Source organism: Peptoniphilus harei (assembly GCF_016726485.1).
Lineage (GTDB): Bacteria > Bacillota > Clostridia > Tissierellales > Peptoniphilaceae > Peptoniphilus_A > Peptoniphilus_A harei.
In genome coordinates this window covers 993,222-1,016,465 of record NZ_CP068103.1, presented here as the reverse complement: position 1 = coordinate 1,016,465, position 23,244 = coordinate 993,222, and the positions used below count along the sequence as shown (strand labels likewise).

The 23,244-nt window shown below is 34.5% G+C and carries 19 protein-coding genes; 13 read left to right on the top strand and 6 right to left on the bottom strand.

Annotation, left to right across the window (positions count from 1 at the left end; translation table 11 throughout):
* The first annotated feature begins 98 nt into the window (after nt 1–98).
* From I6I93_RS04740 to I6I93_RS04725, 4 genes are all read left to right on the top strand, one after another.
* Nucleotides 99–1,142, top strand: coding sequence for a Fic family protein (locus I6I93_RS04740; protein WP_112889633.1), 1,044 nt, complete (start codon nt 99–101; stop codon nt 1,140–1,142).
* A gap of 212 nt (nt 1,143–1,354) precedes the next feature.
* Entirely contained in the window at nt 1,355–4,108 is a 2,754-nt protein-coding gene (locus I6I93_RS04735; protein ID WP_112889632.1) for a heavy metal translocating P-type ATPase, read from the top strand.
* Nucleotides 4,105–4,374, top strand: coding sequence for a metal-sensing transcriptional repressor (locus tag I6I93_RS04730; RefSeq protein ID WP_005955077.1), 270 nt, complete (start codon nt 4,105–4,107; stop codon nt 4,372–4,374). Before I6I93_RS04735 ends, I6I93_RS04730 begins: the two co-directional genes overlap by 4 nt.
* 7 nt (nt 4,375–4,381) lie before the next feature.
* A complete protein-coding gene (locus tag I6I93_RS04725; RefSeq protein ID WP_112889631.1) occupies nt 4,382–4,843 on the top strand; it encodes a hypothetical protein in 462 nt (153 codons plus the stop codon).
* 46 nt (nt 4,844–4,889) lie between these two features.
* On the opposite strand, the gene I6I93_RS04720 is transcribed toward I6I93_RS04725, so the two are convergent.
* Together I6I93_RS04720 and I6I93_RS04715 are read right to left on the bottom strand one after the other, a co-directional pair.
* On the bottom strand, nt 4,890–6,290 hold the full coding sequence (locus I6I93_RS04720; protein WP_172605456.1) for a phospholipase D-like domain-containing protein: 1,401 nt from the start codon (nt 6,288–6,290) through the stop codon (nt 4,890–4,892).
* A gap of 20 nt (nt 6,291–6,310) precedes the next feature.
* Entirely contained in the window at nt 6,311–6,727 is a 417-nt protein-coding gene (locus I6I93_RS04715; RefSeq protein WP_112889629.1) for a hypothetical protein, read from the bottom strand.
* A gap of 108 nt (nt 6,728–6,835) precedes the next feature.
* Between I6I93_RS04715 and I6I93_RS04710 the strand changes: the two genes are divergently transcribed.
* Genes I6I93_RS04710 through I6I93_RS04700 form a run of 3 tightly spaced genes read left to right on the top strand, consistent with a single transcriptional unit; the run spans nt 6,836 to nt 8,707 of the window.
* The gene (locus I6I93_RS04710; RefSeq protein ID WP_112889628.1) at nt 6,836–7,225 is read left to right on the top strand and encodes a GntR family transcriptional regulator; all 390 of its coding nucleotides are present in this window, start codon (nt 6,836–6,838) and stop codon (nt 7,223–7,225) included.
* A complete protein-coding gene (locus I6I93_RS04705; RefSeq protein ID WP_112889627.1) occupies nt 7,215–8,057 on the top strand; it encodes an ABC transporter ATP-binding protein in 843 nt (280 codons plus the stop codon). The genes I6I93_RS04710 and I6I93_RS04705 overlap by 11 nt, the downstream gene beginning before the upstream one ends.
* Nucleotides 8,054–8,707: an ABC-2 transporter permease gene (locus tag I6I93_RS04700; RefSeq protein ID WP_112889626.1), complete on the top strand. Its 654-nt coding sequence runs from the start codon at nt 8,054–8,056 to the stop codon at nt 8,705–8,707. Before I6I93_RS04705 ends, I6I93_RS04700 begins: the two co-directional genes overlap by 4 nt.
* A 50-nt stretch (nt 8,708–8,757) precedes the next feature.
* Here I6I93_RS04700 and I6I93_RS04695 read toward each other — a convergent pair whose 3' ends face one another.
* Both I6I93_RS04695 and I6I93_RS04690 read right to left on the bottom strand, forming a co-directional pair.
* Complete coding sequence (locus I6I93_RS04695; protein WP_112889625.1) at nt 8,758–10,602, bottom strand: ABC transporter ATP-binding protein; 1,845 nt, start codon at nt 10,600–10,602, stop codon at nt 8,758–8,760.
* The gene (locus I6I93_RS04690) at nt 10,589–12,325 is read right to left on the bottom strand and encodes an ABC transporter ATP-binding protein (RefSeq protein ID WP_112889624.1); all 1,737 of its coding nucleotides are present in this window, start codon (nt 12,323–12,325) and stop codon (nt 10,589–10,591) included. The genes I6I93_RS04695 and I6I93_RS04690 overlap by 14 nt, the downstream gene beginning before the upstream one ends.
* A gap of 167 nt (nt 12,326–12,492) precedes the next feature.
* On the opposite strand from I6I93_RS04690, the gene I6I93_RS04685 reads away from it, so the two are divergent.
* Together I6I93_RS04685 and I6I93_RS04680 are read left to right on the top strand one after the other, a co-directional pair.
* Nucleotides 12,493–12,732, top strand: a complete 240-nt coding sequence (locus I6I93_RS04685; protein ID WP_070701395.1) for a CDIF630_02480 family spore surface protein — start codon at nt 12,493–12,495, stop codon at nt 12,730–12,732.
* Between the two features lie 51 nt (nt 12,733–12,783).
* Entirely contained in the window at nt 12,784–13,335 is a 552-nt protein-coding gene (locus I6I93_RS04680) for a phosphatase PAP2 family protein (protein ID WP_112889623.1), read from the top strand.
* On the opposite strand, the gene I6I93_RS04675 is transcribed toward I6I93_RS04680, so the two are convergent.
* Entirely contained in the window at nt 13,309–13,746 is a 438-nt protein-coding gene (locus I6I93_RS04675) for a nucleoside deaminase (protein ID WP_172605455.1), read from the bottom strand. The genes I6I93_RS04680 and I6I93_RS04675 overlap by 27 nt on opposite strands.
* 268 nt (nt 13,747–14,014) lie before the next feature.
* Between I6I93_RS04675 and I6I93_RS04670 the strand changes: the two genes are divergently transcribed.
* Entirely contained in the window at nt 14,015–14,893 is an 879-nt protein-coding gene (locus I6I93_RS04670) for a DegV family protein (protein WP_112889621.1), read from the top strand.
* Between the two features lie 79 nt (nt 14,894–14,972).
* On the opposite strand, the gene I6I93_RS04665 is transcribed toward I6I93_RS04670, so the two are convergent.
* Complete coding sequence (locus I6I93_RS04665; RefSeq protein WP_112889620.1) at nt 14,973–16,301, bottom strand: MATE family efflux transporter; 1,329 nt, start codon at nt 16,299–16,301, stop codon at nt 14,973–14,975.
* A 130-nt stretch (nt 16,302–16,431) separates the two neighbouring features.
* Here I6I93_RS04665 and I6I93_RS04660 point away from each other — a divergent pair, with 130 nt between their 5' ends.
* The 3 genes from I6I93_RS04660 (at nt 16,432) to I6I93_RS04650 (ending at nt 22,826) form a co-directional block, all read left to right on the top strand.
* Nucleotides 16,432–17,166, top strand: coding sequence for a gamma-glutamyl-gamma-aminobutyrate hydrolase family protein (locus I6I93_RS04660; protein ID WP_112889619.1), 735 nt, complete (start codon nt 16,432–16,434; stop codon nt 17,164–17,166).
* Between the two features lie 528 nt (nt 17,167–17,694).
* Nucleotides 17,695–18,834 (top strand): YibE/F family protein, encoded by a 1,140-nt coding sequence (locus I6I93_RS04655; protein WP_112889618.1) that lies wholly within the window; start codon nt 17,695–17,697, stop codon nt 18,832–18,834.
* Between the two features lie 92 nt (nt 18,835–18,926).
* Nucleotides 18,927–22,826 (top strand): S-layer homology domain-containing protein, encoded by a 3,900-nt coding sequence (locus tag I6I93_RS04650; RefSeq protein ID WP_112889617.1) that lies wholly within the window; start codon nt 18,927–18,929, stop codon nt 22,824–22,826.
* Nucleotides 22,827–23,244: the final 418 nt, after the last annotated feature.

Below are 23,244 nucleotides of genomic sequence, written 5' to 3'. Positions count from 1 at the left end.
CCTTTTGCTTGATATCCTTCCGAGGAAGAAAAATTATCCCATAAAAATATTTTTTTCGCATAAAACATGCTATAATTTATGCGAAAAGGGAGGTTTTTATGCGTAAATTTGATTATAGTTTATTGAAAGAAAAAAAATGGGATGCTGAAATCTTAAATTATATTTCACAAATTAGTGAGTATAAGGGAAGACAAGAATTATACTTAAGCCAGAAACCAGCAGTTCTCGATAATCTAGTAGAACTTGCTATTATACAGAGTACCCAAAGTTCCAATGAAATCGAGGGAATAAGGACAACTGATTCCAGAATAAAGGACTTAGTAAATAAAAAAGTTGCTCCAAAAAATAGAGATGAAGAAGAAATTATTGGTTACAAAGAAGTCCTATCTACAATTCATGAATCTTTTGATTATATCCCAATAAATTCAAAAATAATTTTACAACTTCATAGAGACCTCTACAAATATTCAAACAAATCAATTGGTGGAAAATATAAAAATTCACAAAATTATATTTCGGAAACAAGAAAAGATGGAGAAACTATAGTTAGGTTTAGACCTCTTGATCCCTTTGAAACTCCACAAGCAATTGAAAAAATTTGTCAAGAGTACAATAGAGAAATTGACAAGGGAGAAATAAACCCCCTAATACTAATTCCAATTTTTATACACGATTTCTTGTGCATCCACCCCTTCAATGATGGAAATGGAAGAATGTCAAGGCTTTTAACAACTTTGTTATTATATAAGCTAGGTTATGTCGTAGGACGATATATAAGTCTTGAAGAAAAAATAGAAAAAACCAAGACAAATTACTATCTTGCCCTAGAAAAAAGTGGTGTAAATTGGCATGGAAATAGTGAAGATCCAACATTTTTTATAAAATATATTTTGGCTATTATACTTGCTGCCTATAGAGATTTTGAAGATAGGGTAAATATTTTCGATACAAAGCCATCGTCACTTGACCAAGTTTTAAATGCTATTGATAAAAAATTAGGAAAATTTACCAAGAGTGAAATCATGGAACTTGCTCCTGCAATTAGCAAGTCCTCTGTGGAAAAATCCTTAAAAGAATTGTTAGAAAAAGATATAATTGAGAGACATGGAAGTGGAAGGGCAACCTATTATACAAAAAAATAATTTAGATAATATATTTAGGATAAGATTAATATCTTGTCCTTTTTATTTTTTTTAAAACTTATCCCATAAAAATAAAATTTTACCCGTAAAAAACCACGAAAATTATGAGTATTTTAAAGATATTAAGAAGTCTTATCAAAAACTTGTAAAAAAGTTCTTTTAGTGTTAGTATAAAAATAAAGGAACACCCCTAGGGGGGTATAGGAGGTAATATGGAAAAGAAATTTGATGTCAGTGGCATGACTTGTTCGTCTTGTGTCGCCAATGTCACAAAAGCTGTTGAAAAGCTTGATGGTGTAAGTGGCGCCAACGTCAACCTCATGACCAACTCAATGAAGGTAAATTTCGATGAAAATATAGTAGATGATGAAAAAATTATAGGTGCTGTGGAAAAGATTGGCTATGGAGCAAGCCCAGCTGGTGAAAAAACAAAAAGTGAAGATAAACCACTTGATGACAGGGAGAAGGCCCTAAAGCACAGGCTTATATCTTCAATTATCTTTATGGTGATTCTCATGTATATAGCCATGGGTCCTATGATTCACTTGCCAACTCCAGGAATCTTTCATGGAAGAGAAGGGGCTATTATCTTTGCCTTTTCACAATTTCTCTTGGCCCTTCCTGTAGTCTACATCAACAGGGATTTTTACATCTCTGGATTTAAGGGACTGAAGAACAGGGCTCCAAACATGGATAGCCTTGTTGCCATTGGTTCTCTTGCAGCCCTTGTCTATGGAATCTTTGCCATTTACATGATGGCCTATGGCTTTGGCCAAGGAGACATGGAACTTGTAGATTCTTACAGGCACAATCTTTATTTTGAGTCTTCAGCCATGATTCTTACTCTTATAACTGTTGGAAAATACTTGGAAGAAAAATCCAAAAACAAGACAAGGTCATCTCTTGCAAATTTAATGGACCTTGCCCCAAAAATGGCAACAGTAATAGAAGATGGCGAAGAAGTTGTGAAGAATATTGAAGATGTAAGAGTGGGAGATATCTTGCTTGTAAGGCCTGGCGAATCTGTGGCAGTTGACGGCAAGGTCATCGAAGGTGCATCTTCTCTTGATGAATCAGCGGTGACTGGAGAGTCAATACCAGTTCAAAAGTCTGTGGGAGACAAGGTAATCTCTGCTTCCATTAACACAACTGGGTCCTTTAAGTTCAAGGCAGAGAAGGTTGGAGAAGACACAACTATTTCTCAAATTATAAAATTAGTTGACGAGGCCAACCAGTCCAAGGCTCCTATAGCCAAGCTTGCAGATGAAATTGCCGGGGTCTTTGTGCCAGCAGTCTTAATTATAGCTGCCCTAACCTTTGTAGTTTGGATGGCTCTAGGTTATGGATTTGAAAATGCCCTTAACTTTGCAATTTCTGTTTTGGTTATTTCTTGTCCTTGTGCCTTAGGCCTTGCAACACCAGTTTCAATAATGGTGGCAACAGGCAAGTCTGCAGATTTTGGACTTCTCTTTAAAAATGCAGAAGTTCTAGAGAATCTCCACAAGATTGATGTAATCGTAATGGATAAGACTGGGACAATCACTGAAGGAAAGCCAATCCTAACAGATATTGTGACAGACTTAGATGAAGAGAACTTCTTAAAAATTGCTGGATCTATAGAAAAAAATTCCCAACATCCATTGGCTTCAGCAATTATAAATTACGCACAAGAAAATGATATAGACTTAGAAGAAATCACTAACTTCAATTCAGTTAGTGGCAGGGGCCTAAATGGAGAGATTGCAGGAAATAAGTATCTTGCAGGAAACCTTGAATATATGCTTGAAGAAAATATTGACCTTAAGGACTTTAAGTCCAAGGCAGAAGAATTAGCAGGAGAGGGCAAGACTTCCATGTACTTTGCCAATGAAAGTGAAGTCATGGGGATAATCTCTGTAAAGGACTTGCCTAAGGAGTCATCAAAAGATGCAATTAAACTCCTAAGAGATATGGGCAAAAAAATTATTATGCTAACTGGAGACAATGAAAAAACTGCAGAAGCAATTGCTGATGAAATTGGAGTTGACGAGACTCTTGCAGGACTTCTTCCACAAGATAAGAACAAGGAAATCGACAAGATCCAAAAATCTGGCAAGAAGGTCCTAATGATTGGTGACGGGATCAACGATGCCCCATCCCTTGCCAAGGCCGACATAGGCATGGCAATAGGTCACGGGACAGATGTGGCAATTGAGTCATCAGACGTAGTCCTAATGAGGTCAGACCTCTTAGATGTTGTTTCAGCCCTTGAACTTTCCAAGGCGACAATAAAAAACATCAAGCAAAATTTATTCTGGGCCTTTTTCTACAACACAATTGGAATTCCTCTTGCTGCAGGTCTCTTATTCCCAGCCTTTGGGATAAAACTTTCCCCAATGTTTGCAGCCCTAGCCATGAGTTTGTCCTCAGTCTTTGTTGTAAACAATGCTTTAAGGCTAAGAAGGTTTAAACCAAGGGGAGTGAAGAGATCCTTGGAAGAAGCAAATTCTTCAAGTGAAAAAGAAATTGCAAAAGAAGAAAATCTTATAGAAAAAAATGAAAAAAGAACTAAAATAAAAGTAGAAGGTATGACGTGTGGCCACTGCGAGAAAAGAGTTGCTGATGCCCTAGAAAAAACTGGCAAGGCAAAAGATGTTGTGGCAAGCCACGAAAATTCTTCTGTAGAATTTATAGACCAAGGTCTAAGCCCAGAAGAAATAGAAAATGCCATTGAAGAAGCAGGTTATAAAATTATTAAAAATAAAGGAGAAGATAATATGGAAAAAATTTTAAATGTTGAAGGAATGTCTTGTAACCACTGTAAAGCTGCAGTAAGAAAGGCTCTAGAAGGTCTTGACGGAGTAAAAGAAGCTGACGTTAGCCTAGAAGAAAAGAATGCAAAAGTAGAACTTGACAAGGACGTGGCAGATGAAGCACTTGTTAAGGCTGTTGAAGATGCAGGATATACTGCAAAAATAGCAAAATGAGAGCTGACAAGGAAGTCCAACTTAGGAAATTAAAAACTGTCAGGGGACAAATTGATGGCCTTATAAAAATGGTGGAGGAAGACAGGTACTGCCTAGACGTCTCCAACCAGCTCATGGCCTCAATCTCCATCCTAAAAAATATAAATAAGGATGTCCTGACAGCCCACCTAAGGGGTTGTGTCAAGGATTCCTACTCCAAGAGCCAGGAAGAAATTGACGAAAAAATCGAAGAAATCAACACAATTATAAATAAGTTGTCAAAGTAGGCTTGATATGAAATTTAAAAAAATATGTTATTTGTTTCTGGTCTTAATTTTTCTCACAGCTTGTAAGAAGGATGAAAGTCACGAGATAAAATTTTCCACTGGAGAAGTTTATAAGTTTCAAGATTTATCTGTGGAAGTAATAGCTGATGAAGAAGATATGACTACAAGAGAGATTTTTTCTTCTGAAGGCAATGAAGAAAAGTTAGGAGAGATAATAAGTCTCTTGGAAAATTGCAAAGTAGTGGACCAGGGATATTCCTATGCTTCAATCCCAGGTTACAATTCTTTATTAATTAATCTACACAATAAAGATGAGGAAGATACAATATATATGTACAACTCAGAAAGAGATAGGGACACAAATAAATTTCACTATTCTTTTTATGGAAAGCTTGGCGGCCAAGAAGGCCCTGCACTCTTATCCGATGACGACTTGATTTCAGAAATAAAGTATATAGTTGATAAATAAAAAAGATCACGGTAATTTTTACCGTGATTTTTTTATGTTTAAATTTTTACCAGGTGCAGAGGCCTGTTTTTTCTTGGATTTTCCAGAGAATCCTCATAATAAATCTACTTTCATAAAAGTCTTCGATAGGTAAGGTGTAATCGCCATCTTTATTATTCCAAATTCTTGTGTAGTAGTCTTTCATATCTCTTGCCATTGGTGAATCTTTTTTCATTTCAACTGCAAGATTTGTCTCAAGGTTAAAGTTATCCAAGTTTCTCCTTGTATAGTTGGCTGATCCAAGGATGGCAAGGGGATTCTTGTCCTTGAAGTCGAAGTAAATAAATTTTGTGTGGAACTGCTCTCCAGATGTTTGATACCAGCGAATATTTATGTCAGGATAGTCTTCCTTTAACTGACTAAGGGCAGGTCTGTTGGGTGATCCATTTTTCTCAAGTCCAAAGGCATCCTTGTTTAAATCTGCAATGATTTTTACATCAACTCCACGCTTTGCAGCTTCGCCAAGTTCTCTTAAAATCCTAAATTCTGATAGATAGAAGATTCCGAGATTTATCTCGTCGCCCTTTTTTGTTTCCTTAATATTTTTTGAAATTTCATCATAAATTTTTCCTTCAGTGATGACCTTTAGCTTGTAAGGAGAAGTGACTTCTTCTGCCTTAAAATTTTCTATTACGTCAGGTAATTTGTCAAAAAATATGGACTCAGACTTAATTAAATCTTCCATGGACTTGCCACGAAAGACCATGGCCACATTGGAGTGGTGGGCTGATGGGTCGTGGGGATTTGCCGATGCAACTAAAGCTTCCTTTTCTGAAATCAAGACTTTCCTGTGGTTGCCCTTGAAGTTGGCAAGTTTTAAAATTGACCTAATATTTACCTTGTCGGCATCCTTGTCAAAAAAGTTTTTGATCCAGCCGCCACCATATGTTCCAAACCACTGGATATAGGCCCTGTAAATTCCAGATACAAGGGCGTTGGAGTCACGCATCTTGTTTAAGTCAGTGACTACCACTTCAATTCCATTTTCACGAAGCCTCTTCAGATTATCTTCTTCATAGGCCCCGTAAAAATTATTTATTGGGTCTGTGACAAATAAAATTGGCATTTCAGGATTTTCCTTCTTCTTTGCAATTAAGAGGTCCGTCATATCCTTTACTTGACTTGGGAAGGTCATGGAGTCTGGGTACTCGTCGTTAAAGAGGAAGAAGTCCAGCATGAGAAAGTCCTGGGCATTCTTTATAAGGTCCATCTCGCGTTTAAAAATCCTCTTCTCGTGAAGTCTCTTTCCATCCTTTAGATAGGTCAAGTCATACAAAAACTCGCAATCAGCATCCCTAAAGTCAGATGAAAGGTTGGTGCCAGGGGGATTTTTTGTATTCAAGCTGTATATAATTGGAATAATAATAAGTAGTAAAATAATTATCATAATTTTCTTTTTCTTTTTCAAAATCTTCTCCAAAAATTAAATTAGTTTGTGGGGATCAGGTCTTGGACCCTTGTCCCAAGCTTTCCATATTCTCTATCAAATTTAATATAATATTTTCCTGTATTTTTATATCTAATATAAAAAGAAATTTCTTCTCCATTTCTCAAGTTTTCATTTTTGCTCCACTCAATGCTTGGGTTGTGAAGGATTTTTTCTATCTCTTCTCTGTCATTCTCATTTTTTAAACTGACAATTTTTGGATATTCAAGGATTTCTATCTCAGCCTTGCCAGACCCATCGTAGCCAGTGAAGTGAAACTGAATTGTGAGAGGGTCCATGGTCACATAGGCGTCAGGCTTTCTTAGCTTTAAATGATAAAAGCAAGTGGAAAATATTATTAAGCTTGCAAAAATTATAAAAGTCACATTCTTTTTATTTCTTAAGTTCTTCTTAGCCATCAATAAGCCCTCCTTTTCCCCTATTATATCAAAAATATTTATAAAAAATTAAAATAATTGACAAACTGTTATAGACTGTTATATAGTGTTATGTAACAAGGAGGCAAAATGAAAATTATTTTAATAAATGGATCCTCAGTTCCTCTTTATGAACAGATAAAGAATGCCATAAAAGAAAATATCTTAAAAAACAAGGTTAAAGAAGGAGAACAGCTTCCTTCTGTAAGGACTCTTTCTAAGGATCTAAAGGTCAGCATCTTGACAGTGAAGAAGGCCTACGACGAATTAGAAGAAGAAGGCTTTGTCGAGTCTAGGCAGGGACTTGGGACTTTTGTGGCAGGCAAGGACTCAGAGGTCAAAAGAGAAGAATTACAAAAAGAATTGGAAAATCACTTGCAAGAAGCCATAAAATTATCTGCCGATTTAGATTTAGATAAGGAAACAATTTTGGAATTATTTGAATTTTTATACAAGGAGGGCTTGGACTATGACGAATAAAATTGAAGTTAAAAATTTGAAAAAGACCTATGACAATTTTGTCTTGGGAGAAGATTCCTTTGAAATAAAAAAGGGATTTATCACTGGATTTATTGGAAAAAACGGAATGGGAAAGACAACAACTATAAAGTCTCTCTTGTCTCTAATAAATTATGATGGAGAAGTATTTGTGGAGGGAGAAGATGCAAGGAATTTAAATTATCTTCAAGATGTGGGGATAATTATGGACGACTCCTTCTTGTCAAAGGATTGGAAGATTTCTCTTGTAAATGAAGCCATGAAGTGTGGTTATGAAAATTGGAAGGAAGAAGAGTTTTTTGAATATGTCAAAAAATTTGGAATAGAAAAAGATAAAAAAGTTAGGGAATTATCTCGTGGAATGAAGATAAAACTTATGCTTTCTATTGCCCTTTCTCACGAGGCAAATCTCTTGATTTTAGATGAGCCAACAAGTGGACTTGACCCAAGTATGCGAGATGAACTCACAGATATTTTAAAAGACTTTGTGGAAGATGAAAATAATACAGTGCTTTTTTCCACCCACATAACTGAAGACCTAGACAGGATTGCCGACTATATTATTTTTATTGATGATGGAAAAATAATTGATTCATCTAGTAAGGAAGAATTCTTGGAAAAATATTTGGTCCTAAAGGGTGGATCAGAGGACAGGGACCTTTTAAAAGATTTTGATGTCCTTGGCATAAAAGCAAACTCAACTTCCTTTGATGCCCTTGTAAAAAATGTAGAGAGAGAAAAAATTCCAGAGGACTTATTTGTCGAAGAGCCAGATATAAATAAAATTTTAGTTTTATATGGGAGGATGAAATGAAAGATATAAAGAAGATTGTAAACTTAGACTATATTTCCATAAAGCCCTATTTTACCCTCAAAAATTTAATAATAATGATTTTCTTGTACTTGGTCTACTTCTTTGTAACAAGTAATCCCTTGACTGCAAACTCAGCAATCCTCATATTTTCTATAGTTTATTCTTCCTATCCCTTTTTAATAGGAGAAGAAGCAGGGAGCGACAGTCTTTATAGGATCTTTGGCATAAAATCTGAAAAAGTTGTTCTAGGCAGATATGTTTTTGCCTTGGTTTTATTTATCTTTGCCCTTTTAATAAGCATAGTTTTCTCCATAATTTTTTCTTTCTTTGTTGAGACCGCTGACATCAGAGAGTTTTTGGCGACAACTTTAGCTTATCTCCTAGTCTATTTAGTTTTTATTTCCCTTAAGTATCCACTTTATTTTAAGTTTGGATACAAGAAGGCTAAGTCCATTTCGGCTTTAACTTTTGTCTTAATTGGTCTACTTTCTTTTCTTGTTATGGCTCTCAAAGATTCTTTAAATGACCTATTTCTATTTATGGAAAACAATATTTTTATGACTTTACTAATTTCACTATTACTTGTTTTGCTAATAGTATTCATGTCTATAAAAGTCTCACAAAAATTTTATAAGAAAAGAGATTTCTAAAAGAAATAAGGTGTTGGAAATATCCAGCACCTTATTTCTTTTATAAAATTTTATTCGTCGAAGCCACCTGTATAGAGTTTGTAATAGATTCCCTTTTGTTCAAGTAGGTCGGCGTGGTCGCCTCTTTCTACTATCTCGCCATTTTCCAAGACGATAATAACGTCTGAGTTCATAATTGTTGAGAGCCTGTGGGCGATGACAAAGGTTGTTCTGCCCTTCATGATTTGGTCCATGCCCTCTTGGACAATTTTTTCTGTACGAGAGTCAATTGATGATGTTGCTTCATCTAGGATCATAACTGGTGGGTTGTAGATTTCTGCTCTTGCAATAGATAGGAGCTGCATTTGACCTTCAGATAGTTCGCCACCTGAACCACTTATCATGGTGTCATAACCATCCTTTAGGTTCTTGATAAAGTCGTGGGCGTTAGTCCTCTTTGCAACTGCAATAGTTTTTTCCATGTCAACATCTTCCACAGAGTAATTTATATTTTCTGCAATTGTACCTGTAAAGAGGTGGGTGTCTTGGAGAACCATGCCAAGTGATGAACGAAGGTGGTCCTTCCTAATCCTCCTAATGTCTATGCCGTCAAAGGTGATTTCTCCACTGTCGATTTCATAAAACCTGTTTATAAGGTTGGTAATAGTTGTCTTGCCGGCACCTGTTGCCCCAACAAAGGCAACCTTTTGGCCAGGTTTTGCATAAAGATTTATATTTTTTAGAATTTTCTTCTTTCCATCGTAGGAGAAGTCAACATTTTTAAAGCGAATGTCCCCCAAAAGCTCTCTATACTCGTCAGTCTTAAGGTCGTGCCAATAATATTTTTCTTCTCCATCAAGAACTTTTACAACTTTTTCAACTTCGCCAGAGTAGTCTTCTGGCTCAACTTCAAGGAAGTCAAAAATTCTTCTGGCACCTGCTATGGCAAGGACCACAGAGTTGATGTTACCACCAATTTGTCCCATGGGACCTGTTAATGTCCTTGAAAGTTGTAGGAAGGAAGCCACCACTCCAACAGTGATGCCAAAGCCACCGTGAACTGCCATTAGGCCACCGATTAGGGCAAAGAGAATGTACTGAAAGTTTCCAATTCCAAAAATTATTGGGAAGAGGAAGAGTCCCAGCCTATTGGCTATCATGGTGTTTTCCATTAGCTCTTCGTTGATTATCCTAAAGTCTTCTCTTGCATTTTCTTCATGGTTAAAGACCTTTACAACTCTTAGGCCGTCAATCATCTCTTCGATGTAGCCGTTAGTCTTGGCAAGAGATTTTTGTTGGTTCAAGAAGAAGTGAGAAGACTTGCCACCAATCACATTCATGGTAAAAATCATAAGTCCCACTGTCAAAATTATTATAAGTGACAGGAAGAAGGACTGTGAAAACATGGCGATTAAGACCATGATAATTGTCATGGCAGAGGACACAAAGGATGGGAAGGACTGGGCTATCATTTCCCCAAGAGCCCTGACATCATTTGTGTAGTAGGACATAATGTCTCCGTGACTATTCCCATCAAAGTAGGAGACAGGTAGGGACTGCATCTTCTTAAACATAGTCTTTCTCATTTCGCCAAGAGTTGTTTCAGATATTGAAACCATAAGTCTTGAATAGGTGAAGGAGCAAATAACCCCAATCCCCAAGAATATTCCCATCTTAATTAACATGGACAAGAGATTAGAGAAATCTGGGTTTGAACTATTTACCAAGGGGATGATGTAGTCATCAATTAAAAATCTCATGAAAAGTGACACAGAAATTGTGGCAAAGGATGAAATTATTACCATGAGGGCAACTCCTAGGAGTTTAAACTTATGCCTTTTAAAGATAAAGGAGAATAATTTTTTTGCCGCTTCCTTATTTTCAGGAGATGTAATTTTTGTCTTATTCTTCTGCATCAAAATCACCGTCACTTTCTTGAGTTTCATTAATTTCCCTATAGATTGGACTCGTTTCTATAAGTTCTTCATGTCTTCCTATAGATTCAATTTCTCCAAGGTCAAGGACTAGGGTGTAGTCAGTGTTCTTTAGGGACTTGATCTTTTGTGAAATCAAAATCTTTGTCATGTCTGGTCTCAACTTATTTAAAGAGGAAATTATTTTTTCTTCAGTCTTGTTGTCAAGAGCAGAAGTTGAGTCGTCCATAATTAAAATCTTTGGATTCTTTAATATTGACCTTGCAATAGAAATTCTCTGCCTTTGACCACCAGAGAAGTTTGTTCCTCCTCTTTGAACCTTCATGTCTAGGTCCTTTTCAGGATCGATGAAGTCGTCACAGGAAGCAATGTAGAGGGCTTCTTTTAACTCTTCGTCACTTAGGTCATCTCCAGCCCATTTTAAATTTTCACGCAGAGTCCCAGTGAAAAGTTGATTTTTTTGTAGGACTACAGAAACTTGGTCACGAAGAGACTCTAAGTCATAGTCACGCACATCTTTTCTCCCAACATAGACAGTCCCCTTTGTTGGGTCAAAGAGCCTTGCAATAAGACTAATGAGTGTAGACTTACCAGAACCTGTTGGTCCAATCATACCCACATAGTCGCCAGGATTTATCTTTAGATTAATATTTTTAAGGACTGACTTTTCTAGGTCTCCAGAATAAGAAAAGAAGACGTCATCAAAGACAATTTCTCCGTTTTTTACTTCCTTAACAGAGTCTTCTGGGCTGACAATAGAAGGTTTAGTTGCAATAACTTCGTTGATACGTCTTATAGAGTTTCTCGCAATTGTAATTTGAACTAGAATCATTGACAGCATAAGAAGGGAAATTTGAATTTGAATTGCGTAAGTCACAAGACCTGTCAAGGCTCCAGTTGTCATCTTGCCAGCCACAATAAAGTGACTTCCCAACCAGGCAATTAATATTGTCATGAGATAGGTGGAAAAGTTCATTAAAGGATTGGAAAAAGCTAGGAGCTTGGAAGCCTTGATGTAATTATTTTGTAGGTCATCAGAAACTTCATTGAACTTTTGAATTTCCTTTTCTTCTTTTACAAAGGACTTAACCACACGAATAGCAGATAGGTTTTCTGACACATCTGTGTTGAGCTTGTCTGTAATCTTAAAAACTTTTTCAAAAATTGGATAGGCTCCTTTTATTATAAGTCCCATCCCAATCCCTATTAGGGGGATGATAATAACAAAAGTCGGAGCAAGGTCCCTTGAAAGCCTAAAGGACATGATAAAGCAAAAGATTAGGGTAAGGGGCGAACGGATTGCCATCCTTATAGTCATTTGAAAGGCCATTTGCACTGATTGGACATCAGTTGTCATACGAGTGATAAGGGAACCAGACTTAAACTTGTCCATATTCTCAAAGGAAAAGTCTGTAATGTTTTTAAACATTGAGGCCCTCATATTTTTTGCAAGACCACTTGATGCCTTAGTGGCAAGATAGCCCGAGATCAATCCAGTGGCAAGGGAAATGCCTGCTGCAATAAATAAAATTATTCCGTACTTAATTATATTTTGAGAGGAGTTAATCAAGATCCCCTGGTCTATTATTTTTGTCATGAAGAAGGGGATTGATGCGTTCATCAAGACCTCTAGCAAAACAAAAAAAGGCGAGAGCACAGCGTACTTTTTATACTCGCCTAGGTTATCGAAAATTACTTTTAACATATAACACTTCCTAAATATATATATTTAACATAAAACAATTACCCAAATAAGATTTATTAAATCTAATTTAAAAACTTTAATAGATTATACTCAAGATTTACTCAAACTATTTGTAATTATAAGATATTTGTAATAATATATAACTAACAAATATATGGAGGGATAATATGACAGACAATAAAAAAGAAAAAGATTTAATAGAAAACTCAACAACTCTTTCTGATGCAAAGAAGAAAGAAATGAAAGCAAACATGGACCAACAAAAGGAAATTAACTCAGAAGATAGACCAGATTCTGATATCTATGCAAAGACTGAAGGACAAGATCCTGAAACAGGAATCGAAATTCCAACAGACGAAGAAGTTGAAGAAGCTAAAGAATGGGTTGACAACGAAAATAGAATGTAATTTTTAGGGCCTAGTGATAGGCCTTTTTTTGTAAAAAATATAGGAGTTTTTATGGATAGCAAATTTTTAAACTGGCTCCTTGGAATAAGGAACGACGTCTTAAATAGGTACATGATTGCCATCACTCACCTGGGGACTGGAGGAGCAATTTGGCTTTTTACAGTTTATATCCTCTTCTACTTAGGCTTTAGGGTTGAGAGCATAAATGTAATACTTGCCCTTATCTTTAACGGGATAGTCTGCAACCTCTTATTGAAAAATATCCTAAAGAGAAAGAGACCGTCTTGGATAAATAAGGTGGAGCTCCTTATAAAGGATCCCACAGACTTTTCCTTTCCATCAGGCCATGCTTCATCTTCCTTTGTCGCAGCCCTGACAATTTACTTTTACTTTAGGGGGATGGGGATTTTCTTCCTTGTGATAGCAGCCCTAATTGCCTTCTCAAGGATCTATCACTTCGTCCATTATCCCAGCGACGTAATCATTGGGGCAATCATTGGAATAATCATAGCCCTTCTCACAAAAAACTACTACGACAAATTTATATTGGACTTTATGCAGGTAAATCTTCCCTTCTTATTTGGACCTCTTCCTAAGATCTGAGAAGAAGTTAGAGATTTGGCTTGCACATTCTCTTTCCAAGATACCATACTCATAATTAATCCTGTGATTAGTTATGAGTTTTTCTATTTTTTGGTGGGAAATTACAGCACCAAACCTCTTGTTGCGGGCACCAAAATATAAATTTTTGATTCGTGCATTTAAAATTGCTCCCACACACATTAGGCAGGGCTCAAGGGTAACATAGATGTCACAGCCTTCTAAGTGGTAAGAATTTAAATGTCTTGAGGCCATGGATATTGCCATGATCTCTGCGTGGGCTGTGGGGTTTTGTAAATCTTCTTTTTTATTGTAACCATATCCAATTATTTTATTATTTTTTACGACGACACATCCAATGGGCACGTCATCTGATAAGAGAGACCTGCGACCATAGCGGATTGCCTCTTTCATAAACTTAATTTCCATAAAAATATTATATCAAAATGAAAAAAATAAAGAAGAAAGTCCCATGATTATTCAAATAAAAGAATATATGAATAATAAACACTGTGTTATAATATGATAAGAAGTAGTCATTAATATATAAACTATAATCTAATAAACATAAGTGACTAGAATAAGTTTTGAAAATAAAGTTTTAAAAGATAAATCGATTATTTATACAGCAAATTACTTTTAATTGAAATATACAGGCTGGACTTACAGCAGGGAGGAACAAATGACTTTTAAGATAATATCCGACTCCTCATGTGATTTAGATAAAAAGACATTGGACAATTTAGACTTAGAAATTTTTAAAATAAATTGTGTAGATGAAGAGGGTCAAGACCTATCTGAAGATATGTCCAATAAGGAAATCTATAAAAAAATGAGAGAAGGATTCTTTTTTAAGACAAGCCAGATAACTTTCTACGAGTACCTAAAGAAGTTTGAAGAGTTTGCAGAAGAAGGCACAGATATTATTTGCCTAACCCTATCCTCAGGCTTAAGTGGGACCTATCAAAATGCCTGGATGGCAAAAAAAGAAATTGAAGAAAAGTATAGCATAAGAGTTGAGATAGTGGACTCACTTGCAGCATCAGTTGGCTTTGGACAAATTACTTACTTTGCAGGACTGGCTGCAAAAAATGGTGCTACTTACGATGAAGTACTAGACCTTCTAAAATTTTTGGTGGAGAAAACTAAGCACATCTTCACAGTTTATGACCTTAAATATCTCTATGAAGGTGGAAGAGTCTCTAGGACCAAGGCAAAAATTTCAAACGTCCTAAATATACTTCCCATATTAGAAGTTGATGAAGAAGGAAGAATATATTTGTCAGAAATAGTTCGTGGCAAGAACAAGTCCTACAAGAAGATGATGGAGATGATGGACGAAAAGACATCATCAGATGGGTCAGATAGGGTCTTCCCAGTTTATGCTGACGATATAAAAGTTATTGACCCACTTATAAAAAAATTAGAAGAGAGGGGCTATGACAAGTTCCTATCCTTAGAGGTGGGACATACTATTGCAGCCCACGTGGGGCCAGATATTTTCGGCCTAGCCTATCTATCAGAAAACATACCAGAGGAATTTAAAAAGTATTTAGGTTGATTGATTTTAAAATTAAAAATACACAAAAAATTAGGAAGTCACGCGACTTCCTTTTTTAATGTCTTAAATTTTTATAATCTCATGCTTTTTTAATTCTTAGGGCAGACTTATTTAGCATCTTTCTTAGTGAATAAAGGGCAATAGCAAATACTATTAGTTCTGATACAACTGCTCCGAAGAAGAGGTATCTCACTCCAAATAAGTGAACCATTAGATAAATTGAAAGGAAAAGTGAAACTGATCCTCTTAAAATATTTATTATGATGGAATACTTTGGGTCTCCAATGGCAGATGAGAGGGATGCAATAAATAAATTGTGACCTGCAAATAAAAACATAAGGGCGTAAATCCTCATTGGCCTAATGGAAGATGAAATCATACTTTTGTTCTCCAAGAACATATTGAACTGAGTTTCTGCACCAAAGTAGGCGATGGCATACATAATCACAGAAATTATAAAGACAAAGACAAAACTCATCCTTATAATCTTTATGGACTTGTCTCTTTCCTTGGAACCATGGTAGTAGGAAAGTAGGGGCAGAGTCCCGTGGCAAACTCCTTGGAAGGTGGAGTTGGCAAAGAGTGACATGTAATTTATAACTGCGTAGGCAGAAAGATATTCTGGTGAAAGATACTTTATTATAAATAAGTTAAAGATAAAGACAAAGGTTGCAGTGTTTAGTTCAGAGATAAACTCTCCAAAACCATAGACAACAGTCTTTTTTAAATAATGAAAGACTTCTTTAGCACTCATCTTAATTTTTACAAAGCGAAGGTAACCCTTGGCGGCCCTAAAGTGAATAAAAAATATGAGGCAAGACAAAAATTGTGCAATGCCCGTTGCAAGGGCAGCTCCTCTTACTCCCATTTGAAACTTGTGGATTAAGATGTAGTCTAAGATTATATTAGTTACACAAGCAGAAACTGCACCAATAATTGCAGTCCTAGGAAAGCCGTCTACCTTTACCAAGACCTCAAAGGCATAGGCAATGATGTAGAAGGGCGAGAAGAAGACAATTACAGACAGATAGTCGTGAGATAGGTGGAATAGAGTTGAGTCTGCTCCCAAAAATCCTATTATTTGATCCATAAAAATTATTGCAATAAGGGCAAGCAATACAGAAAAGGCCAGGATAAATAAAATTATAAAGGTAAAGACCTTGTTGGCCTCATCCTTGTTTCCCTTACCTAGTTCTATTCCTATAATTGTTTGTGATCCGACACCAGTTATAATTGCAATTGCAAACAAGAAGTTCACATAAGGCACAACTATTGTTACAGCCGATAGCTCTAGCTCGCCGGCAAAGTTTGCAACGAAGAAGCCGTCAACAATTGTGTATATAGAAAAAACCCACATTGCAATAATAGATGGGATTACAAACTTAAAAAATTGTTTATTTAAACTCATAAAACACCTCTAATCTAGTAATTATATATTAATTAATTTTTTTAGGCAATAAGCTAGTCAATAACATATTCTATTACAATTTTTATAAGTCTTTGTTATAATGAGTTTAATAAAAAAAGGGAGGAAGATTATGAAACCAATTATAGGAATTTCTGTTAACTCACTTAGGGATATTTCTCAAAATGACGTTGGACAAATTGGAGTAGAAGGCCAAGACTGGCAACTAATAGCAGCAGATTATATTAGGGCAGTTGAAAGAAATGGTGGAATTCCAATTTTAATTCCAAACATCAAAACTATTGAAGACATGAGGACAGTTCTAGACAAGATTGACGGACTTCTCTTATCAGGCGGTCACGACGTAAACCCAAGGACTTACAACGAGAGAAACTCTGGCAAGGCTGGTAAGTTCGACAACTTAAGAGACCACGAAGAAATCTTCATGACAGAATACGCCCTTGAAAAGGACATCCCTTTCTTGGGGATATGTAGGGGACTTCAAATCTTAAACGTAACACTTGGAGGATCTATCCACCAAGATTTGCCATCAGCAGGTTTCCCAGCTCACTCTATGAGTAACTCTTTAAGAAACGAACCATCACACGAGCTAAAGGTCCTAGAAGACACTCCACTTTTTGACATCTTTAAAAGAGAAGAAATCTGGACAAACTCCTACCACCACCAAGGAATAAATGAATTGGGAAAGGGATTAAAGAAAGCTGCTCTATCAGAAGAAGGACTAGTAGAAGCAGTTTACTTAGATGACAAAAAATTTGCCCTTGCAGTTCAATGGCACCCAGAAATGATGTACGACGACAAGGAAATGAATATGATTTTTGAAAAATTTATTGACGCTTGCAAGTAAGTTTATAAATTTTTGAGAAAATTAAGGGGTTGTTGCAAAAGACCCCTATAATAGAAAAAAGACGAGGAAACATAAAAATCCTCGTCTTTTTGTAATTAGAATATCCCTGGTTAGACCAGGGGTTCAATTTAGCTTTAGCGATGAAAAACTAATAAAAAAATACCTCCATGTTGAAATAAATTGTGGTTTACCAGAACACAAAAATAACAGGAGGTTTTTTATTTATTTAATACCTCTATCTTATTTCTTTTGTTTAGTGTAAGACGTTTATAGCTCATAGTAACCTCCGTGTGTGTTTTTGTAGTTATTAACATTTTACACGAAGTTAGTATGAGTTTTTATTTTTTATTTGTGTCACATTTAATTTTATAACTTATCAAATGAAAAGAGAGACTCGAATTAAAGAGTCTCACCAATATTTGACATAGAGCCTTTTTATAAAAGTAATGGGATAATAAATTTTATTTTACATTAAATATATATAAAATTTACTTTTGAATGCAATAATTTTGCAGAAGGAGTGAAAAGATGAGTAAAAAAATAAAATATATTTGTAACGGGACGTTAGTTTTAATTTTAATTTTAATTTTTATTTTTTGGAAAGATGTAGACTTTGGAGATACAGTTATCGTTCAAAACGCAGTTTCTTATGAGAAGGGTAAGGTTATAAAAGTTTTAGATGAAGATACAGTTGAGAGTTATCCAAATTTAAAGACTGGATCCCAAAAAGTTTTGGTTGAAATGAAAAATAAAAGGTTTGATAAACCAATAACTATAGAAAATAATTTATTTTCGGAACATTCTGTGTACTTAAAGGAAGGTTCTAAGGTAATAGTTTATGTGGACGAACCAAAGGGGATTGAGCCATATTATACAATATATAATTACGACAGATCTGCCTCAATAGCTATTATGTTAATTTTATTTTTAATAATGTTATATGCAATTGGAAAGTCAAAGGGGATAAAATCTGCGGCATCACTTTTTATAAGTTTATATTTAATGTTTTGTTTTATGATCCCTCTAATATATTTGGGACATTCGCCAGTATGGGTTACAATATTAACCTGTGTCTTGGGAAGTATTTATTCGGTTGTAATACTTCAAGGTTACACATTAATTGGACTTGTAAACTTAATAAGTGTGTCAGTTGGATTTATATCTGCTGCAATATGTTTTTATATTTCATCTTATTTCACACACTTAAGTGGATATAATTTAGCTGATGTAGAAGGACTCTTACTTATAAATTCAAAAACAGGATTACAAATATATCCTCTTATGTTTGCAGGTGTTGCCATAGCAGCCTATGGAGCTTGTAAGGATGTTTCCGTTTCAATATCTTCTGCACTTCATGAGATATATGTAAAAAATCCTAAAATAACAAAAATAGAACTTTTTAAATCTGGGATGATAATAGGAAAGGATATTATAGGTACTATGGTCGATACTTTGGTATTTGCATTTTTGGGAAGCTCCATAGCTACAGTTTTAGTTTTAATATCCTATGGAGTTGATTTTAATCAATTAGTTAGTTCAGATTTTTTTGCTGTTGAACTTGTCAATTCGCTCATAGGTACAGCAGTAGTAATTATAATGGTTCCAGTTAGTGCTTATCTATCAGGAGTAATCTATAAAAAAGAAAAAATTAAATTAAAAAGAAGATAAATTTACAAAATCTTTAAAAAAACATTACAGATTATATTCTTTGACTTTACAATATTGTGAAATAATAATTCTAACTGAAGAGGAGGTATATAATGAAAAGGAGATTCAGTTTATTTTTAGCTATACTAATGTTAGTTTCAGTATTTTCACCATTAGGATTGGGATTTGAAGGTAATGAAATTAGATTTAGTACAAATGTAGTAGAAGCAGCAGAAGATGATGCTCAATCAAATGAAGGAACACCAAAAGAAGAAGTTAATGATGCATCAAATGAAGTGACACCTAAAGAAGTTAATAATGCATCAGATGAAGTGACACCAGATATGGACAATGGAACATCTTCTACAGATGAAGAAGTTAAATTGACAAATGATATATTGACTATAGGAAAAGATGGCACAGAAAGAAACTTCACATGGTATGCCAATACAAAAGAAAAAGGAAAGTTTGAGTTTGCAAAACTAAATGCAGAAAAAGATTTTAAAGATGCAACAGTTCTTGATGCAACAGTTAAAGAAACAAATAAGGACGGTTTCTCAAGTAATCAAGTAACTTTAGATGGATTAGAACCAGACACTGAATATATGTATAGATTCTCTAATGGAGATACAGTTTCTGAAGTTAAAACTTTTAAAACTGGTGGAACAGGAGATTTTAGTTTCTTTGCAGCAGGAGACCCTCAAATAGGGGCTGGTTTTGAAGACGAAGATGAAAAAGGTTGGGACAAAACACTAAAGCTTTTACCAGAATTAGATCCTAGTGCATCATTCTTACTCTCACTTGGAGATCAAGTAAATATTTCAGACAATGAAAGACAATATGATGCTTACATTAATAGAGATGGATTCAATGGATTAACTCTTGCACCAATAATAGGAAACCATGATTCAGGAAATCATGCTTACACAGAACATTTTAAACTTTCAAATGTTCAAGAAGAAGGTAAAACAACAGCAGGAAGCAATTACTACTATGTTTATAATAATACTTTATTTATTTGCTTAAACTCAAATAATAGAAATTATGCTGAGCATAAATCGACAATAAAAAAAGCAATCGCAGAAAATCCAAATGTAAAATGGAAAGTAGTGGCATTCCACCACCCTCCATATACAGTAGCCTCTCATGCATTAGATGGATATATTAGTAATATGAGATCAACACTTGTTCCAATATTAAAAGAAAATAAAATTGACCTTGTACTAAATGGACACGACCACGTTTATACAAGAACTCATGTAATGGATGGAACAAAACCAATAATTGAATGGGAAAATGGAGAAGAAGGGAAAGCACCAAATGAATATGTAAATCCAAAGGGAATTATATATGTAACAACAAACTCGGCATCAGGCTCCAAACATTACGATATAATGAAGAATCAAAACTTTGAATTTTCAGCATTTAAAAATCAAGAATATGTTCCAAATATTTCAAACCTAAAAATCACAGATAATTCTATTGAAGTAACAACTTATAGAACTAATGATAGTTCAGTTGTAGATAGCTTTAAAATTATAAAAGGAGATCCAACACCAGTAAAGCCATCAGAAGTTAGAGTTACTTTTAAAGTTGATGAAAACAAAGGGAAATTCGTACCAAATGAAGATGGCGTAATTCTAAATACAAGAGTTCTTCCAATGAATTTTGATGCAACAAAATTAGAAAAAATGGCACCAGAAGTAGAAGGACTTGATGGATATGAATTTAAAGGTTGGGACAAAGAGTTTGTAGGCGAATTAGACCAAGATTTAATAATTAATGCTATATTTGAAAAAGTAGAAAAAACTGAACCAGAAGCAGGAAGTATTCAAACAAATGCCATATTGACTATAGGAAAAGATGGCACAGAAAGAAACTTCACATGGTATGCCAATACAAAAGAAAAAGGAAAATTTGAGTTTGCAAAACTAAATGCAGAAAAAGATTTTAAAGATGCAAAAGTTCTTGATGCAACAGTTATCGAAAAAACAAATCTTTCAGGATATTCAAGTAATCAAGTAACTTTAGATGGATTAGAACCAGACACTGAATATATGTATAGATTCTCTAATGGAGATGCAGTTTCTGAAGTTAAAACTTTTAAAACTGGTGGAACAGGAGATTTTAGTTTCTTCGCAGCAGGAGACCCTCAAATAGGATCAGGTGGACCTTTAAATGGTAAAGAAGGATGGGATAAAACACTAAATCTTTTACCAGAATTAGATTCTAGTGCATCATTCTTACTTTCACTTGGAGATCAAGTACAGGCTGGAAAGGACGAAGAAGAATATGATGCATATATTAATAGAGAAGGTTTCAATGGATTAACTCTTGCACCAATAATAGGAAATCATGATGATAGAGGAAATGCTCACGAAGAACACTTCAAAGTTTCAAATGTACAAAATGAAGGAAAATCAAATGCAGGAAGTAATTACTATTATGTTTACAACAACACATTATTTATCTGTTTAAATTCAAATAACAAAGATTATGGAGAACACAAAGTTACAATTGAAAAAGCAATTGCAGAAAATCCAAATGTAAAATGGAGAGTAGTAACATTTCACCATCCTCCATACACAGTAGCACGTCATGCATTAGATAAGTATATTACAGATATGAGATCAACACTTGTTCCAATATTAAAAGAAAATAAAATTGATCTTGTATTAAATGGACACGACCACGTTTATACAAGAACTCATGTAATGGATGGAACAAAACCAATAATTGAATGGGAAAATGGAGAAGAAGGAAAAGCACCGAATGAATATGTAAATCCAAAGGGAATTATATATGTTACAACAAACTCTGCATCAGGTTCTAAATTTTATGACATAATGCAAGATAAAAAGTTTGAATATTCAGCAGTAAAGAACCAAGAAAAAGTTCCAAATATTTCAAATGTAAAAGTTACAGATAATTCAATTGAAGTTACAACTTATAGAACTAGCGACAAATCTATTGTAGATAGTTTTAAAATTGTAAAAGAAGATCCAACACCAGTAAAGCCATCAGAAGTTAGAGTTACTTTTAAAGTTGATGAAAATAAAGGAAAATTCTTACCAAATGAAGATGGTGTAATTCTAAATACAAGAGTTCTTCCAATGAATTTTGATGCAACAAAATTAGAGAAAATGGCACCAGAAGTAGAAGGACTTGAAGGATATAAATTTAAAGGTTGGGACAAAGAGTTTGTAGGCGAATTAGACCAAGATTTAACAATAAATGCTATATTTGAAAAAGTAGAAAAAACTGAACCAGAAGAAGATAATTCAGTTGAACCAACTAAACCAACTCCTACTCAACCAGAAAAAGATGACACAAGAGAAGAACCAATAAGACTCTTCCCTAGACATCATGATCGAACAGAAACTCATCCTGTTTATGTATCAAAATCAAGTATATTCACAAAAGAAGATGCATTAAAAAAGGGAAAGGAAATTGCAAATAAAAATTTAGCAAAAAATTCTGGAAAAGCTACTGATATTGATGGACATTGGGCTAAAGATTCAATAAATTACGCACTTGAAAATAATTTAATTGACTTAATAGGAAATGAATTTAAACCAAATAAAAATGCTACAAGATATACTGTAGTAAAGGCATTGGGAAAATTCAAAAAAATTGATGTGGAAGAATATAAAGGCAAGTCTTTGAAAGATGTTGATGCAAATTCAGAAGAATCTGCTTATGTAAATTGGGCAATCGAAAATGGTATTATAGCAGGCTATGAAGATAATACTTTTGGAGGAGATAGAGAGATAACTCGTGAAGAAATTGCGAGAATACTAAATTTATTTGCTGAAAAATTTGATATAAAAGTAAAGAATCTAGAAGCTCCTAAATTTAAGGATCAAAATAAGATTTCTGACTGGGCATCAAAAGATGTAAAAGAAGCAACAGAAAAGGGTCTATTAGTTGGACGTGATGATGGAACTTTTGGACCTAAAGATAATTTAACTAGGGCAGAAGTCGCTCAAATGATTGTAAACATGATTAAATAAAATCACAAGTTAAAGTAAATCTCAGTGTAAGAGCTGAGGTTTATTTTTATCCAATTCTTTATTAAAAAACAATAAAAATTCATTGAAAATCATTAAATTAAGTTTTATTTTTAAGGCAAAAGAAGGTTCTCATGAAAAATTTTAGAGTAAAATTTATTGATGCTTGTAAGTAAGTTTATAAATTTTTTAGAAAAAAAATTAAGAAAAAGTTTTTTATTTTTTCATTAAAAAAACACATAAATTAAATTTTTGTAAGTGGATATTTGCCTAAATTTATAGGTGGCATCCACTTTTTAATTAAAAACTATAAATTATATATTAGGAGGGGGAGTAATACCCATTCGGGCACGCAGGGGTCCTCGGAACGATCCTTACCCTCTCTTAAAACCTCCCCCCTATCCCAACGGCCTGGCAGGGG